Origin of the sequence: Rhodococcus sp. HNM0563 (genome assembly GCF_012726195.1) — a bacterium.
GTDB lineage: Bacteria > Actinomycetota > Actinomycetes > Mycobacteriales > Mycobacteriaceae > Rhodococcus.
The window spans coordinates 16,296-30,603 of sequence record NZ_JAASAF010000012.1; the positions used below are offsets into that span (position 1 = coordinate 16,296).

The 14,308-nt window shown below is 64.8% G+C and carries 20 protein-coding genes; 6 read left to right on the top strand and 14 right to left on the bottom strand.

The features are described from left to right. Positions 1–66 precede the first annotated feature (66 nt). Positions 67–372 carry a hypothetical protein gene (locus HCA61_RS22850; protein ID WP_169690488.1) on the bottom strand — a complete coding sequence of 102 codons (306 nt, stop codon included), beginning with the start codon at positions 370–372 and terminating at the stop codon, positions 67–69. Between the two features lie 200 nt (positions 373–572). Between HCA61_RS22850 and HCA61_RS22855 the strand changes: the two genes are divergently transcribed. Then, positions 573–716: a hypothetical protein gene (locus HCA61_RS22855; RefSeq protein ID WP_169690489.1), complete on the top strand. Its 144-nt coding sequence runs from the start codon at positions 573–575 to the stop codon at positions 714–716. Positions 717–987: 271 nt separating this feature from the next. On the opposite strand, the gene HCA61_RS22860 is transcribed toward HCA61_RS22855, so the two are convergent. The 6 genes from HCA61_RS22860 to HCA61_RS22880 all read right to left on the bottom strand — a co-directional run bounded on the left by HCA61_RS22860 (position 988) and on the right by HCA61_RS22880 (position 3,562). Continuing rightward, a complete protein-coding gene (locus HCA61_RS22860; protein WP_169690490.1) occupies positions 988–1,527 on the bottom strand; it encodes a VOC family protein in 540 nt (179 codons plus the stop codon). A gap of 124 nt (positions 1,528–1,651) precedes the next feature. After that, the gene (locus HCA61_RS22865; RefSeq protein WP_169690491.1) at positions 1,652–1,921 is read right to left on the bottom strand and encodes a hypothetical protein; all 270 of its coding nucleotides are present in this window, start codon (positions 1,919–1,921) and stop codon (positions 1,652–1,654) included. Positions 1,922–2,061: 140 nt separating this feature from the next. Beyond that, the gene (locus HCA61_RS26055) at positions 2,062–2,226 is read right to left on the bottom strand and encodes a hypothetical protein (protein WP_206040465.1); all 165 of its coding nucleotides are present in this window, start codon (positions 2,224–2,226) and stop codon (positions 2,062–2,064) included. Positions 2,227–2,239: 13 nt separating this feature from the next. After that, positions 2,240–2,494 carry a hypothetical protein gene (locus tag HCA61_RS26060; protein WP_206040466.1) on the bottom strand — a complete coding sequence of 85 codons (255 nt, stop codon included), beginning with the start codon at positions 2,492–2,494 and terminating at the stop codon, positions 2,240–2,242. 116 nt (positions 2,495–2,610) lie between these two features. Further along, positions 2,611–2,940 (bottom strand): hypothetical protein, encoded by a 330-nt coding sequence (locus HCA61_RS22875; protein ID WP_169690492.1) that lies wholly within the window; start codon positions 2,938–2,940, stop codon positions 2,611–2,613. A gap of 13 nt (positions 2,941–2,953) precedes the next feature. Next, positions 2,954–3,562: a DUF3558 domain-containing protein gene (locus HCA61_RS22880; protein ID WP_169690493.1), complete on the bottom strand. Its 609-nt coding sequence runs from the start codon at positions 3,560–3,562 to the stop codon at positions 2,954–2,956. Positions 3,563–3,766: 204 nt separating this feature from the next. Here HCA61_RS22880 and HCA61_RS22885 point away from each other — a divergent pair, with 204 nt between their 5' ends. The 5 genes from HCA61_RS22885 (at position 3,767) to HCA61_RS22900 (ending at position 7,015) form a co-directional block, all read left to right on the top strand. Then, positions 3,767–4,072: a hypothetical protein gene (locus HCA61_RS22885; protein ID WP_169690494.1), complete on the top strand. Its 306-nt coding sequence runs from the start codon at positions 3,767–3,769 to the stop codon at positions 4,070–4,072. A 475-nt stretch (positions 4,073–4,547) separates the two neighbouring features. Beyond that, positions 4,548–4,742 carry an SAV_915 family protein gene (locus HCA61_RS26925; RefSeq protein WP_308198841.1) on the top strand — a complete coding sequence of 65 codons (195 nt, stop codon included), beginning with the start codon at positions 4,548–4,550 and terminating at the stop codon, positions 4,740–4,742. Continuing rightward, complete coding sequence (locus tag HCA61_RS22890) at positions 4,739–5,020, top strand: hypothetical protein (RefSeq protein WP_169690495.1); 282 nt, start codon at positions 4,739–4,741, stop codon at positions 5,018–5,020. The genes HCA61_RS26925 and HCA61_RS22890 overlap by 4 nt, the downstream gene beginning before the upstream one ends. Next, positions 5,017–6,201: a hypothetical protein gene (locus tag HCA61_RS22895; protein WP_169690496.1), complete on the top strand. Its 1,185-nt coding sequence runs from the start codon at positions 5,017–5,019 to the stop codon at positions 6,199–6,201. Before HCA61_RS22890 ends, HCA61_RS22895 begins: the two co-directional genes overlap by 4 nt. 70 nt (positions 6,202–6,271) lie before the next feature. Further along, positions 6,272–7,015 carry a hypothetical protein gene (locus HCA61_RS22900; RefSeq protein ID WP_169690497.1) on the top strand — a complete coding sequence of 248 codons (744 nt, stop codon included), beginning with the start codon at positions 6,272–6,274 and terminating at the stop codon, positions 7,013–7,015. A 412-nt stretch (positions 7,016–7,427) separates the two neighbouring features. Here the strand turns inward: HCA61_RS22900 and HCA61_RS26930 are convergent, their stop codons facing one another. The 7 genes from HCA61_RS26930 to purF all read right to left on the bottom strand — a co-directional run bounded on the left by HCA61_RS26930 (position 7,428) and on the right by purF (position 14,169). Then, entirely contained in the window at positions 7,428–7,619 is a 192-nt protein-coding gene (locus HCA61_RS26930; RefSeq protein WP_346777632.1) for a HepT-like ribonuclease domain-containing protein, read from the bottom strand. After that, positions 7,582–7,911: a nucleotidyltransferase domain-containing protein gene (locus HCA61_RS22910; protein ID WP_169690499.1), complete on the bottom strand. Its 330-nt coding sequence runs from the start codon at positions 7,909–7,911 to the stop codon at positions 7,582–7,584. The genes HCA61_RS26930 and HCA61_RS22910 overlap by 38 nt, the downstream gene beginning before the upstream one ends. Positions 7,912–8,084: 173 nt before the next feature. Further along, complete coding sequence (locus HCA61_RS22915; protein ID WP_169690500.1) at positions 8,085–8,591, bottom strand: hypothetical protein; 507 nt, start codon at positions 8,589–8,591, stop codon at positions 8,085–8,087. Between the two features lie 97 nt (positions 8,592–8,688). Next, positions 8,689–9,918 carry a VWA-like domain-containing protein gene (locus HCA61_RS22920; protein WP_169690501.1) on the bottom strand — a complete coding sequence of 410 codons (1,230 nt, stop codon included), beginning with the start codon at positions 9,916–9,918 and terminating at the stop codon, positions 8,689–8,691. Further along, entirely contained in the window at positions 9,915–11,156 is a 1,242-nt protein-coding gene (locus tag HCA61_RS22925) for a MoxR family ATPase (protein ID WP_169690618.1), read from the bottom strand. The genes HCA61_RS22920 and HCA61_RS22925 overlap by 4 nt, the downstream gene beginning before the upstream one ends. A gap of 57 nt (positions 11,157–11,213) precedes the next feature. Then, positions 11,214–12,578, bottom strand: a complete 1,365-nt coding sequence (locus HCA61_RS22930; RefSeq protein ID WP_169690502.1) for a hypothetical protein — start codon at positions 12,576–12,578, stop codon at positions 11,214–11,216. A 136-nt stretch (positions 12,579–12,714) separates the two neighbouring features. Further along, positions 12,715–14,169 (bottom strand): amidophosphoribosyltransferase, encoded by a 1,455-nt coding sequence (gene purF / locus HCA61_RS22935; RefSeq protein WP_169690503.1) that lies wholly within the window; start codon positions 14,167–14,169, stop codon positions 12,715–12,717. Positions 14,170–14,308: the final 139 nt, after the last annotated feature.

Below are 14,308 nucleotides of genomic sequence, written 5' to 3' on the forward strand. Positions count from 1 at the left end.
ACGCCTTCCTCGAGGAGGCCATCACCCGAGGTCCTCAACCCTCCAGTCGCCGGCGCCGATCGGACGTCAGCGCCGGATGATCTGAATTGCCCGCCCGCCGAGCATAAGGAAATCACAGACCACGAGTCCCCTGAGAATCTTGTAACCGCGCTGATCCTCGCGGCCGTGATCGCGCTCGACCGGATCGGACCACACCACCGGCACCTGCTCCCACGGCTGGCCTCGGACCAGGTCGAGCAGACCCAACTGGTTCGCCTTCACGACCATGACGTACTCGGCGCGGCACAGTTCGGGCAGCCCCCCGGGCGGTCGCCTCTGCATGCGCATCGCATCGATGGCTACCACCGCACCGGCGATGTCGAGTCCGCGCAACAGTGTCCGGACTGCGGGGATCTCGTTGCTCTTGTCGGCGGCGCGGACCTGTCCGAGCGCGAATATGTCCGTGGGTGACTGCCGAGATCAGATGCGGGGTGACCCCACGAGCGGGCGGGCACAGCGAATAGTTCTGCCGTCCACCTCCACGGCCACCGGACCGGTGTCGATCACGCGGATCGGGCACCGCGTCGAGCGCGGTGAATAGATCCGGCATCGGTGTCGTCGGTGACGACCTTGCTCTGCCGGGTCAGCTGGTCACGGCAGGGGTCGATCGGGACACTGTCCCGGCGGGCATGGGTAACTTCTCGCGGATGATCTGGATGCGTAAGACACACCCATGATCGATCCTAGTCTTCATGCCCGCCCGACCGGCCCAGCAGCACCCAAGTACAGATTCGAGAACTTCGACCCCGGTCGTCGGCGCCGCGACCGCTGAGAGCACTCGGGCACTCGCATTGTTGTGGGCGCTGGCCGAGATCGGCGCCGCGACCGTCCTGCCCAGACACGGCGATCCTTGGCACACGGGGTCGAGACCGCTGTAGAAGCAGCATTGCGTATTGGTCCGGCCTGATCACCGCCCTCGTCGCTCTACACCGCCGCGCGGCGCGGCGATCACGGCGTGGCCGACGACCTCGCCACGAGTCGCTTCCAGACCTCGATGTCGGTGCGAGGGCCTCCCGGCGTGTCGGCTCCGTAGCGAGCAATCTCGCCGGGGATATCCAACGGTGCGACCATTGCAGCACCCGGATACAACGCTTCTTCGATCCGCTCGTCGGGTACAAGCCAGCAGATCTCGAATTCGATCCCGTCGGGATCGCGGCCGTACAGCGCCTTGGTGGCGGCATGGTCCGCCGCCCCCGTCAATGCTCCCGCGTCGACCAGACGCTGACGCATGTCGTCGAGGTCGGTAAGTGTTTCCACCTCCCACGCAACGTGATACAGCCCGACCCTGCCCGGCACTACCGGACCGCCGCCCTGCGCCTGGAACAGTCCCAGATCATGATCGTTCGCCGATCCCGCGTGTCGGAGAAACGCACCACCGGGGAACTCCCCCGCCAATCGCTCGAACCCGAGCACGTGCTCGTAGAAGTGCAGACTGCGTTGCAGGTCCGCCACATACAGGACGACATGATTGATGCCGCGCATCCCCATCGACAATCCCTCCTCGAAGGCCGCGCCGGGTCCGGTGCGTGAACTGTGAACCTGTCATTCTCCATCGAGCGTTCACCGCCGCGATCGCGCGTTCCCGAAGAGCGGAACCCGCACAATGCGCTCTCTACTCGCCCCTCCGGCGAATAGTGCGCGGAACCTCCAGTGCCGCGCGTGCACCCTTGTCATCACCGAGTCGCTCGGACAAGGTCCGCTCTGCGAGGCCCAGCGGCAACGCGGCGGAAAACTTCAGTCCCGATACCGCACTGGCCGCGACTGTCGGCGCGCGCCACGCAATCTGTGCGAGAGCGGCGGCCACATCGCGTGCGGTGACATCGGGCAGCAGGCGCAACGATTTCTCATCGATGCGTTGCCGAGGGTCGATCAGAGAGGGCAACGATGCCTGCGTCCGGCGAGTTCGGTGAGGAACGGGCAGTCCGTCATCCGCTCGCGCAGGTGTTCAGCGTCAGCGAGGAGGGCGCCGGAAACGTGAAGCGCGGGTAGGAGCGCTTCCGGGTGGCGGCGGATCTGGTCGACTTAGCCGCGGAAGATTGCTTCTTCCATCGATTCGGTGCCGAGGAAGTGATAGGTGAGGCTGAGGATCTTCTTGCCGGCGATGTCGGCGTCGTAGCGGTCGGTGAGGCTACGGAAATGTTCGGTGCGCAGCGCCGGATGGTTGCCGAGCAGGGCGTAGAGCACCACCATTAAGTGCTATTTACCCGAGCCGAACGAGGTAGGCGCCGCGCGACGTGTTCTTCCGGATCGCATCGGAGATGAGGGAGATGGCCGACGCGAAGTCGTCCTTCAGCGAGTCGGTGAGCACGTGGGCGCCGACGGTCGCGCGGATGTGTGCGTCGTTGTCAGTGCTGTCGGTCAAGCGCAGCACGTACTCGTCGACGCCGATACGTTCGGGGATGTCGATGACATCCCCGTGATGTGACGATCGTGTTGACGGCCACCGAATGTTCATTCGGCCAAAGAGCGGTGACATTATCTGCGTCAACCCACACACGCGACGGGTCCGGTACCGGCATAGCGACCGGCCCGCAGGTCACACTGCTCCCGCGGCGATAGGAGGTAGAGAGGTCAGGTGTCGACGTCGATGTTTCGAAGTTGGCGCGCCCAATCGAACTGTGCATCGAGAAAGGCTTCGCCACCGGACTCAAACGCATCACGTAGCTGAGTGAAGGCCGTGATGAACTGCTCGACCCTCTCGTAGGCTGATTCCGGTGTACCCGCGGCCTTTCTCGCGTAACCGGCGGCGAGTTGTTTCGCGGAGTCGAACTCGCCGAAGCCCTCAGTGTGAGTGAGTCGTTCCGCAACTCTTCTCGCTTCTTTCAGTGATTGGATAGTCGTGTCGCAGATCGCGACGATCTCCTCGATGACGTGCGGTTCGAGTCGAACGAACTCGCCCATACGGGGTTCCCTTTCATCGGATCGGGTCGAGTGCGGCGGAATGCGGTAATCGGTCGATGAACGGCTCGAACAACGCGACGGTGTCGTGAAGACCCGTGCACCACTCATCGGTGGGAAGCACACGAGCATCCGGGGCGTAATGGGTGCGGCTGAAGATCACGATGCCGAAATCGGTACGGACCGCAATAGAGCAGTTGTTGTGCATGTTCGGGTCGAGTTGAAGCAACGCGTCGCGCCCGTTGACCCTGGTGCGGGTGGAGATGTCGCCATCCTTGTCCCATTCCTCCTCCAGCGTGACGTTGCCGGCGAGGATGCTGAGTCGATAGTCCTCCAAGAGGTCTGGGATACTCAGGGTGCCCCGGAAACCGCACCCGAGGAAACTGTAGGACCCCATCGGATTCTCCGACGGCCGCTTGTACTTCGGGTCGTACTGGGCATCGACGAGGACATCGTCAGGAAGGTCAAGGCACGGATCGAACGTGATCGCGGGCCTACCGGAATCGTCGACGACGCGAGGTGTGCGTGTGGTCGACGGGACTGTATCGGCGGTGTTCGGTGAGGCTTCGGGCGGTGCGTCGGTCCCGCATGCCGTTGTTGCGGCGAGGAGAGCGATGCTCCCCACGGCACACTTCCACCTGTTCACGCGCCCCCCGATCCGCTGAATACCCGGGTGACGCTAGCAGAACGTGTTCAGCCTACGCGGACCGCCGAACGCGTATTCGTCACTCAATCGCGGAAGGGCAACGCGGGCTTGTGGAGTTCGTCGACAGTGTGGAACTGCCGCCTGAACAGTCGACCCCAGGGATGTCTCTGACATGATGCGGCGATGACGATGGACCAACTCTTCGTGGAAGAGCCGGAGCGCTGGGGACTGCGCGGCGACCCGTACGTGTGGGCGGCACTCCGGGAGCACCTGGCTGGCCTTCCCCTTCCCGACGGCGAAGTGGCGTTGGAGGAATCACTTCTCACAGCCTTCACTGCGGTCGTCGGTGTGGACTTACGAACCGAGTCGGTGGACCAGGTGTATCGGGAAGAGTTCGCGCACGGCGGCATGTCCAGCGGTCATGTTTGTCTTCCGGTCTGGCGGGATGACCTGATCCCATTGCTGGTGAGTCGAGGTCGACGGGCCTGAGCGGCGGGCGGGGCGGGGACACGGTGTCCACAGCGAGACCACCGACGTCGATGTTGCTACAGATCTCACCATCAGCGGCACCCACCGCTTACGCAACTGCGTCGGCGCCACGCCTCACATGCGCTCACCGATACCGAAAACGATCTGGCCGAGACCCCTTGTCGCCCGGCTCCGAGACGATCCCACCCGGATCGTGCGCACCTCCGGTTCGACGCACCCGCAGGAACTGCACCGAATCTTGGTCCAGGACGTCTTCGAACGGGCTGCTTCAACCTGGCTCAGCCCCCGGCGTGTTGGGGACGCATCAGTGAGTTAGGCTCCACGCTGTATCTGATAGGGGGCCGAGGGGAATCTCGGAAATCGGATCCGGCTGGGGGAGGCTATGGGAGAAAACGCGCGGGAGTTTCCGCCGATCGTCTACTTACCTTGCGAAGAATCGGTGAGCACACCGGCAGACGCGGTTGTAGAAGTGCATATGACACAAGATGGCCGGACTGCGCTCCTCGCATACTCGGCTCTCGATCGCCTCAGGAAGTGCTGCGGCAGCCGGAAGCCTTGGGTTGCCGTACCTTCTACGACTCTGGAGGCGCTCCACACCGCATCTCCGTTCGATCTCGTTCTTCTCGACATTGTGATGCCCGACGCATTGCGGATGGAGGAAGTTCTGTGACGCTGCATGTAGATCACGCTGCTCTCCAGTCGATTACGTCGATCTGCAGCGCGGCGGGCAACAACGTCGACGAGGCAGGAGCGAGTGTCCCAGTAGCGGTCGATGCAGGCGACGCTACGGCTGCGGTTCTCGGAATCCTCTCGCTACTCACGGAGAATGCTGCCGACTTCGTGATGGCTTTGGCGGCGACGAGTGAGGCTGTGGCGCAGTCCAACACGGCGTATCGAACTGGCGACGACGAACTGGCGTTCGAGTTGATCAGCGTCAGGACCGAGTGACGATGCCACTTGACACCCGCATCGCTGGGGATCCTGAAGCAATACGCACCGCAGGCCGATGGCTCGAAGATAGCCTCGGTCGTGGGGTCGACGAAGCGATCGACAGAATGTACGCCGCGCGGGGAGTCTCGAGTAGTGGGTGGGAAGGGACGGCAGGCGAGGAGTTCCGTCGTTTCATCACGTCCGACGCGCGAAGCGCGGAACAATTCCTCGAAGCGATTGTCGGGCACGCACGTCGAATCGACGACCTTGCCGCACAGTCGCAGAGCGTCCAGACAGACCTTGCCTTCGTCCGGCAGGCAGCGCGGGAAGCGGGACTAAATGTTGACGAGTGGCTGATTCATGAGCCGGGGCCCTCTCCTCCGGAGCCCGGTGCCCTCTCACCGGGAGCATCGGAAACCACTGTCCTGGAACATTACAACGACATCTCGGCCCGAGAACGGCACAGATCGCTCATCGAGGCTTATGAAGCTGCCCGGACAGCGGTCGGAGCGGCGAAGGCAGCATGGAGGCTTGCGGTCGAATCCACTCGCAATGTGTGGCTGGAGGTCACCGGAAAGTGGTTCTTCTTCCTGGGGAACTCCGTGAACGGAGTTTCGGGTGCTCTCGCGGTCATGCAGGCCGATACGTTGCGGAAGCAGGCATCATTCCTCGCGGGCGAAGCGCAACGGTACCTCGACCTCGCAAGATCCGGTCCACCCGGCACCCCGGCATCGGTCATCTATCGGGATCTGGACCTCGGGAAGGCATTCGCACACAGCGCTGACGATGCGCTCGCTGCAGCTACACGAGCGGACGGTCTTGCTCGACTGAGCGGAGTGAAGTTGGGCGGTGCACTGGCCGTCGCGGGAGTTGCATACGACATCATCGCGACCGACAAGCCAGTTGATCAGGCTATTGTCTCGGGTGCAGCAGGGTTCGGCACTTCGCTGGCAGCAGGGGCCGCAACCGGTGCGATCGTCGGATCCGTTGTACCGGTATTCGGCACAGCAATTGGTGCGGTTGCCGGCGCAGGCGTCGGTCTGGCTTCTGGGTTGTTCGTTTCCGGAGCAGTCGACGCTGCGTATACGAATCGGCTCGGCGATGTGGGCGATGCTATCTCGGCTGGCTTCGATGCGGTCTCGGACACGGGTGCCGCCGTCTCCGAGGTCGTGGAAGGCGTGTGGGATGAGCTTTTCTGATCACACGACTCGACCCTCCGAGTGGTCGGCGCGGCGAATGACGGGTCGCCTCGCCGCCTCGTTGATTTTCATGACGCTTCTCGTGCTTCCCGCGATATTGATCGCGGCGGGAGGCGTCATCGAGGGCAATCCCGACATGACGAAGTACGGAACCTTGATCAGCTGCGCACTCCTGACCTTGATCGTCAGCGGTGTCATCGCCCATACCTCCAGGCATCGGCCGAGTGCGATTCGGACACGCGTGTGGAATGGCGCACCAGCGACAGTCATCGAACATTCGACAGTGGTGTTCTGCCTTGTCGGTCTCCTCATGGCGACCGGATCGGCACTGTTTCTCACGGCCGCCGGCGATGTGTTTCTGCGCGGTGGCGGGGGCGCAACGGTGGTGGTTGGAGTGGTGTTCACGGGTATCGGTCTGCTCGGCGCATCCTTCATCCCGTTCATCGCCATCGGAAGGCTACAGCGCGGGCGTCTTGTTCTGACGTCCGAACTTGTCCATCAGCGTGGCTGGAGTCTCGAATCGACTCTCGACTGGGATTCCATCGTGGCTGCTCGGCCCGCGGTCTTGACCAACTGGGTGGTCATGCTGCTCGGGCATCCAGCCGCTCGATGGGAACGAACGACCACGGTCCCTCGCGGGTTCGGGTGGGATGCGCTGCCTGCCACGCCGGTGATCGAGGTGTACTGCCACAAGCATGCGGTCGATCCCGTGCTGCTGTATCGCTTGCTGCAGTTCTACGTCGAACATCCTGAGTATCGAGGCGAACTGGGCACTGACGTGGCGTTGGAACGAGCGCGATCGAATCGGTATTAGCCTGCGGCTATTGTCCTGAGTCGTTGATCGTCCAGCCGCGCCCGTCGGGCGTCCACTGCGCCTTCGCTGGACCTACGCAGCACCGATGACGGCACCCCAATTCAACTTGACGTCCACTCCCCCACGCGTAACCGGACCGAAGTGATCGACGGTCGAGAAGCCTGCCAGAACGCATTGCGACACTGACAATTGGGACGGACACCGTCCGGCATGATCCCGCAACAACATGCGAAGCGCCAGTTCCCCGGAACCCGGGTTTACGTCGGATCCCTCCTGCAAGAGCGATCGGCTCAACGTTCGGATGCATTGGGGCCCGAAATGATGGTTGGTGCCCGATATTTCGGTACACCAACCATCATTTGCGACGCCTACCCCACTGGAACTACTCAAGGACCGCGTGTATGCGCAGCGCTCAAGCGAGCGGCGGGAGGTAGGTCTCGACAACGTCGCGGACGACGTCGACATCGGCTCCGAAATACTGGTGGACGAAGATGTTCCGGCAGCCGGGATCTGCGGCCAGGCGATCTCGGGGTGTGCGTCGCTGATGCGCTGATCTGCATCGCGGCTCACAGTGCGACCGCGCCCTCGAGCACAGACGCTGCAATCGGTCGCTTGAACAACTGCACCGGGAACACGTCGATGTCGTCCCGGCCGAAAAGTGCGCGGGTCTCTTCCATAAGCCCGGACGCCCGCATAAGCAGGTACCCGTCTGCGGGATCCATCTCGACAAGGATGTCGATGTCGCTGCCGGCGTGCGCTGCACCACGGGCGACAGAGCCAAACAGCTTCGGGCTCGTCGCGGCGTACTTGACCAGTAGCTTCTTGAACTCGTCGCGCCGCGCGTCGATGAGCTCGCGCAAGGCGAGCGTCTCGGGCGTAACGGCGGGCTTCGTCATGCCCCCAGGATATCGGGGGCGTGCCGCGATGGTGATGGTCAACTGACTCTTCCGACTTGCTGGAGGTCTGGTGTGACCGATCGGGATCGGGTCGGTGCTTGATCGAGGGCTCCTGCCACGAAGCTCGTCCGAGGACGGCGGGCCGACAAGGTGCAGGCTCGCACGTGGCGGGGTCACGCAGCGAGCCGTGCCGCGGCCTGACGCGCAAGTATCACGACCGCGTCGATGTCGCCCTCGACAAGAGCCTTGCGTGGGGTGCGGTCGTCAAGTTCCGGTTGCTCGGTCGAGAACCACGACGCCACCGTCCACGGATCGACGGTGGCACCAGCCCATGCGGTGAGGGCTTCCTTGAGTCCGGGCAGCGGACGGTGGGGTACGGTCTCGGTCAGTCCGGCCGACCAGTAGCCGACGGTTCCGTCCTCGGCGCGCAGTCGAAGAACCCGATGGGCGTGCACGGCCTGGCTCAATGCCTGCTTCGACCACTCGGTGATGTCGAGCATCTGCCTGTGGGTCAGGATGGGCCCGAGGTGGTTCTCCCACGCCCGCCGAGCTTTCAAGCTCGACAGCACCCGCTCGACACCGGCCCGGACGTACTGGACGTCAGCGTCGTCGAGCCGCTCGGCTGCCATTCCACTCGCTTCGAGTTGGTCGTCGACGACCTTCTTCAGTGGGGTGCTCATGCCTCCATTGTCTTCCGGTCACGCAGGCGAGTCAACTGGTCAACTATGGAGATCGGCGAGTCAATATCGAATGTCGGAGTGCATACGCTCAGGTGGGCTATGCGCCGATCTCCACCACATGCGCCCATTCCGGTGGCCGGGTGGGAATGTAGTCGGGGTTCGATTCGTTTCGGGGAACGCTGCGAGGGAATAGGCCGACCACCGTTCTGCACCCCGGACGACTACTGGGCCAAGGGGTTTGCCCATCGGTGAGCGCAACCACCACGTCGGGACGGAGCCGACTGCGCAGCGCCCTCTCGAACCCGGCGCGCAGATCCGTGCCACCACCGCCGACCAGTGGAATGTCCTCGGCCTGGCACAGCGGGTGGACCACCCGGGCTGCCGCGTCGCAGGACAGCACCGTGACCAGGTCGCGGCGCCCACCCACGGCGCGCGCGATGGCAGCCACCTCGAGGAGTGCACTGCCCAGGTCGGCGTCGCTGACCGAGCCCGACGTGTCCACGATGACGCTGACCCGAGGTGGGGTGCGCCGCAGGCTCGGTAGTACCGCGCCGGGCACAGCCGCAGATCTCCGCGCCGGCCGACGATAGGTGTAATTGTCGCCGGTCCCTGACGAGAACGTGGCCGAGCGGATCGCCGCGCCCAGCAGCGCCCGCCACGGCTGCGGCGGGTGTACGGCCTCCTCCGCCCACCGCCGCCACCCGCGGGGTGCACTGCCCGGCTGTCCGATGATGCTGTGCGCCACCCGGAAGCGGACCGCGTCTCGCTGCTCGTCGCTGAGCGCGTTTGCACCCTCGGGGCCCAGTTCCCACTCGCGGCGCAGCCCGTCGGCGCCGCTGCCGCAGTCGAGCCAGGCCAGCCTGTCGGTGCACGGACCGAGGCCGCACTGCTGCAGATAGTCTTCCATGAGCTGCCCGGCGGGCAACTGTAGAGTCGACGGCAGAACGGCATCGTCGGGTAATGACAATCCGTCACCGAACGCATCGTCGTTGATCTCCGCGTCGGCGGCGATGTTCATCCGTAGCCGATCGGCGCGGGAGGTCAGTCCGTGCGCGTGGGCGTAGCGGTCGCTGCGGCCGTGGTGGTCACGCAGCAGATGCGAGACTTCGTGGACCAGGATCGACGCCAATTCCTCTACCGGCCGCTGAGCGACGAAGGCGGGTGAGACGTAGCAGCGCCAATGCCGGTCGACACCCATGGTCGGGACTCGGGGTGAGTCGACGATGTGCAGCGCATAGAGGGCTGTCGCGAGGTAGGGCCGGGCACGAGCGGCGTACAACCGCGCGCCATAGATCTTGTCCGCATCGAACGTGGGTGCCGTCGTCATCGCGTTGCCTGCTCGGCGGCACGCTCACCGGCGTGGTCGGCTGCCTGGGATACCGATACGACTCCGGCGAGCTGGTCGATAGCTGCCGGCAACTCCCAGTCGTCGTGCCGCAGGGTGGCCAGTGTGGTTGCCGGGACGACCACGAGGTCGGGTGGCCCGGTCTCCACCGCGGCGACCAGGATTGCCCATGCCGCATCCCAGCGGGACTTCTCCGGCTGTCGGCGGACAGCAGCAACCACCGCGTCGAGCACGGCCTGGCGTAGATCGCCGCGATCGGGTAGCTCGGCAGAGGTCGGATCGGCGAGCAGCGTCTCCGGGTCCGGGAGGTCCATGCGCTCGATGGCGGCGAGCAGCTCGAATCCGGGCCCGTCGCCGACACTCCCCCGAACCAGTAGGGACAGCACGTCCTTCGACGACGAGGTGGCGGTCGCGAACGCGATCAGCCGCACGGTCATGTCCCAGCTCCGCGGCGACGGCCACGCGCTGCCCCGGCGGGTCTGGCTGGTGGGCATCTGGTGCACGAGGGCGGGGCGGGCGGCGAGAAGCTCGCAGACCGCGCGGCGGCCGAACGTCACTGCGTCGGAGAACTTCTCCGGGTCGAGGCGGGGCAGAGTCGCACGTGGCCACGTCCCGCCGAGACCCAGGACAACCACTTCGTGGTCGTAGGTCCAGTTCAGGTGCACGAATCGGTTGGCCAACGGCGGGCTCAGTTCCCAGCCGTCCGCTGCCGACGATGGTGGGTTGGCGGCTGCCACTATGCGCACTCCGGGTGGCAGTTGCAGTGCCCCGATTCGCCTTTCGAGGACGAGACGGAGCAGAGCGGCCTGCACGGCGGGCGGTGCCGTCGACAGTTCGTCCAGGAAGAGCAGCCCTCGGCCGGCCTCTACGAGCCGCACAGCCCAGTCCGGCGGGGCCATCGGGACACCCTGTGTGGCGGGGTCGTCCCCGAGCACGGGCAGACCCGAGAAGTCGGACGGTTCGTGCACACTCGCGATGACGGTGGTCAACGGGAGATCCAAGGCCTCGGCGAGCTGGGTCAGGGCGGCGGTCTTGCCGATTCCCGGTTCACCCCACAGCAGTACCGGGAGATCCGCGGCCACCGCCAGGGTGAGGGCCTCGAGTTGGTCGTCGGGACGGGGTTCGGAGGTTACCGTGCCGAGCATCGTCAACAGTGCTGCAGCACTGTCGAGTTCATCGTTGCGCGGGCGGTCGGAAAGGAGCATGGAAGACATGTGCATCACCTGGGTATCGAGCCGAGCAGCAGCTCAGCGGGTTTCGGGGAGTGCGGAGATGGGTCAGTGCGAGCGGGGCCGGCGCGACCGGGCGGTGCGTCGAGGTTGCCTTACCGGGGGCGGTTCCACCGGTGCGGAACGGAACCGCTCGTACGTGCTGCGGCGGTCCGCGGCTGCGCGGAGTTCGTCCAGCAGAGGACCGTCGCGGAGGACCGCATCGGGACCGAGCAGTCCTTCGACGAGCGCCAAGGCGCCGACGGCGTCGCCGTGGTCCAGACGTTCGCGAACGCCCGGCAGACAGTCCGGATGGCGAAGCGCCTGGTCGATGACCTGAAGACACGGCAAAGGAGTGCCACCCAATTGGACCAGCAGTTCCTCGCGCCGAATCTCGGCGGGATCGTGGTCGAGTGCGGTCAGTGCACCGTCGACCAGCCCGATCCGGTGCTGCTCACCACGGCAGTCGACGAGGTGAATTCGGTTGTCCTGGTTGGTCGTCCGGGACGATTCCGGCAGCGGCCAACTCGGATCCAGAGCGACGGCGACCAGGGGATGTAGCCGGTCGACGGTGATCGCTCCCGCCTGGATCAACTCCAGGTCGGGCAGTACCCAGGTCGCGGCGTCGGGCAGCACCGGTAGCGCGGCGAGCCGGCCCCGCGGGTAGTCGTCCACGAGACGCACCACGGAGGGATCAGTGCCGTCGACCGACTCCACCACCAGGTCGTGCCGGCCCCCGCATCGCACCCGCACGGGGCCGTCGCGTTGCCCGTCCGCGCGGAGCAGGATGTCGGATTCGGCCGCCCAGCGGTCGGCGGCACAGCCCTCCGGGATCACCGCGGCCAGGTCAGGGTCGACAGCAGTGGGACCCGGAAGTTGTCCTGTCCCACTGCGTATTTGCAGTTCACCGGATCTGCGCGTATCCCACAGGTGCCGATGGAGGTCGAGCCGGAAACGCCGGTTGGGTCGAGGATGCGGATGGTTCGCAGGATGGGAGCCGTCCCACAGCGTCAGGACGATTCTCTGCCCTGCATCCGCCCAGGCCGGAGCGGTGCGGGCAACGAGGTATACCGAACCGCCTCCACTGCAACGCTTTCGACACTCATCGAAACTGTATCGGGCAAGCGCGACAGTCAGCCCGGGCCGAAGTAGTCCGTCGGGGGCCACCCGCGGTAGGTGCCAGCGCAGCAAATCGGGGGCCAGATGACGCAGGTCGTCCAAGACCTGCGATGCGACATCGACGCCATGCGTGTAACGCAAGGTGCCCAAGTCGATGTCGACATCGAATCCCGCTGCAGCACAGGCGCTGCGCCAGTCACCGTTGAGACGTCGGTCGGTTGCGGCCTTGATCATGGACGGCGGCACGGCGAACTCGCGCACGCGCAGCCAAAAGGACAGTCGGGGGTCGAACCCATTCACGGTAGGAGGGTGCATCAGCACTCACCGTGTGTGAACTGGGCCCCCAATCTTGGATCAGAGAAGGTAATCATCGGCGCAATCCTACAGTGCCGAAATGATTGTGGCCAGTGCGCGCGTCGTAGAGATCCTCCGAACCGTCGTCCCGAGGACGTCAAGAGGTCTGGTGCTCCTCGAGGTAAGCGAGGTACTCGGGTGTCACGGTGCCGGTCACGTACTCGCCGGTGAACGGAGACAGATCGAGCTGTGTGAGCTCGGTATCGGCGGTGATCGCATCGAAGAGGTCATCGACATCCTGATAGATCAATGCGTCCGCGCCGATCACCGAGCAGACCTCCTCGACCGACCGCGACGACGCGACGAGTTCGGCGCGGGTCGGCATGTTGATGCCGTACACGTTGGGGTAGCGCACAGCCGGCGCCGCGGACGCGAGGTACACCTTGCTGGCGCCTGCCGCGCGCGCCATCTCGATGATCTCCTTCGACGTCGTGCCACGAACGATCGAGTCGTCGACGAGCAGCACTTTCTTGCCCTCGAACTCCTGCGAGAGCGCGTTGAGCTTCTGGCGCACCGACCGCTTTCGTAGTTCTTGGCCGGGCATGATGAAGGTGCGGCCCACATAGCGGTTCTTGTAGAAGCCCTCGCGATAGGGCAACCCGAGGGTCTGCGCCAACTGCATGGCCGAGGGGCGGGCCGAGTCCGGGATCGGCATGACGACATCGATCTCGGCGAGATCCATCTCGCGCTCTACCTTGCGGCCGAGTTTCTCGCCCATACGCAGACGGGTGTCGTACACCGAGACGCCGTTCATGATCGAGTCGGGCCGCGCGAGGTACACGTACTCGAAAGCGCAGGGCGCGGTGACCGGATTCTCGGCGCACTGGCGCGAGTACATCCGTCCCGAGTCGCTGATGAAGATGGCCTCGCCGGGCTCTACTTCACGGACCACCTCGTAGCCGCCCGAGGCGAGCACGAGCGACTCCGAGGAGACGACCCACTCGTCTCGGCCACCCGCATCCATTCGCCGCCCCAGCACGAGGGGACGAATACCGAAGGGATCACGAAACGCGAGCATTCCGTGGTCCGCGACCAGGGCTATCGCAGCGTAGGACCCCTCGACGCGGCGGTGCAGGGCAGCGACGGCGTCGAAGATGTCGTCCGGCGTCAGGTTCTGGCCGTCGATCGAGCGTTGCAGCTCATTCGCCAGCACGTTGAGCAGCAGCTCGGTGTCGCTCGAGGAGTTGAGGTGCCGACGGTCGACGCGGAAGAGTTCGTCCGAGAGGTGGCGAGTATTCGTGAGGTTGCCGTTGTGGACGAGCAGGAGGCCGTACGGCGCGTTCACGTAGAACGGCTGCACCTCGTCCTCGCTGCCGGAACCGGAGGTCGCGTAGCGAACATGACCGATGCCCATGTTTCCGAGCAGCGTGCGCATATCCCGCGTGCGATACGCCTCACGCACTTGCCCCCGTTCCTTCACGGTGTGGAAGGTGCTGCCCTCCGCCGTGGCGATACCGGTCGAGTCCTGACCTCGGTGTTGCAGCAGCAACAAGGAGTCGTATATCTGCTGATTGACGAGACTGCTCGAGACATGACCGACGATGCCACACACAGTGGATGGTGCTCCCTTGGCTGAGTGATCTGGAACGACGCACCATTCTGTCACCTCGCCAGGTAGTTCGCCTCGACCTGGTCATGCCGCCGCTACGCCTGCCCCCACGGACTGGCATTCGTGTCTCCGTTGCCCGGGG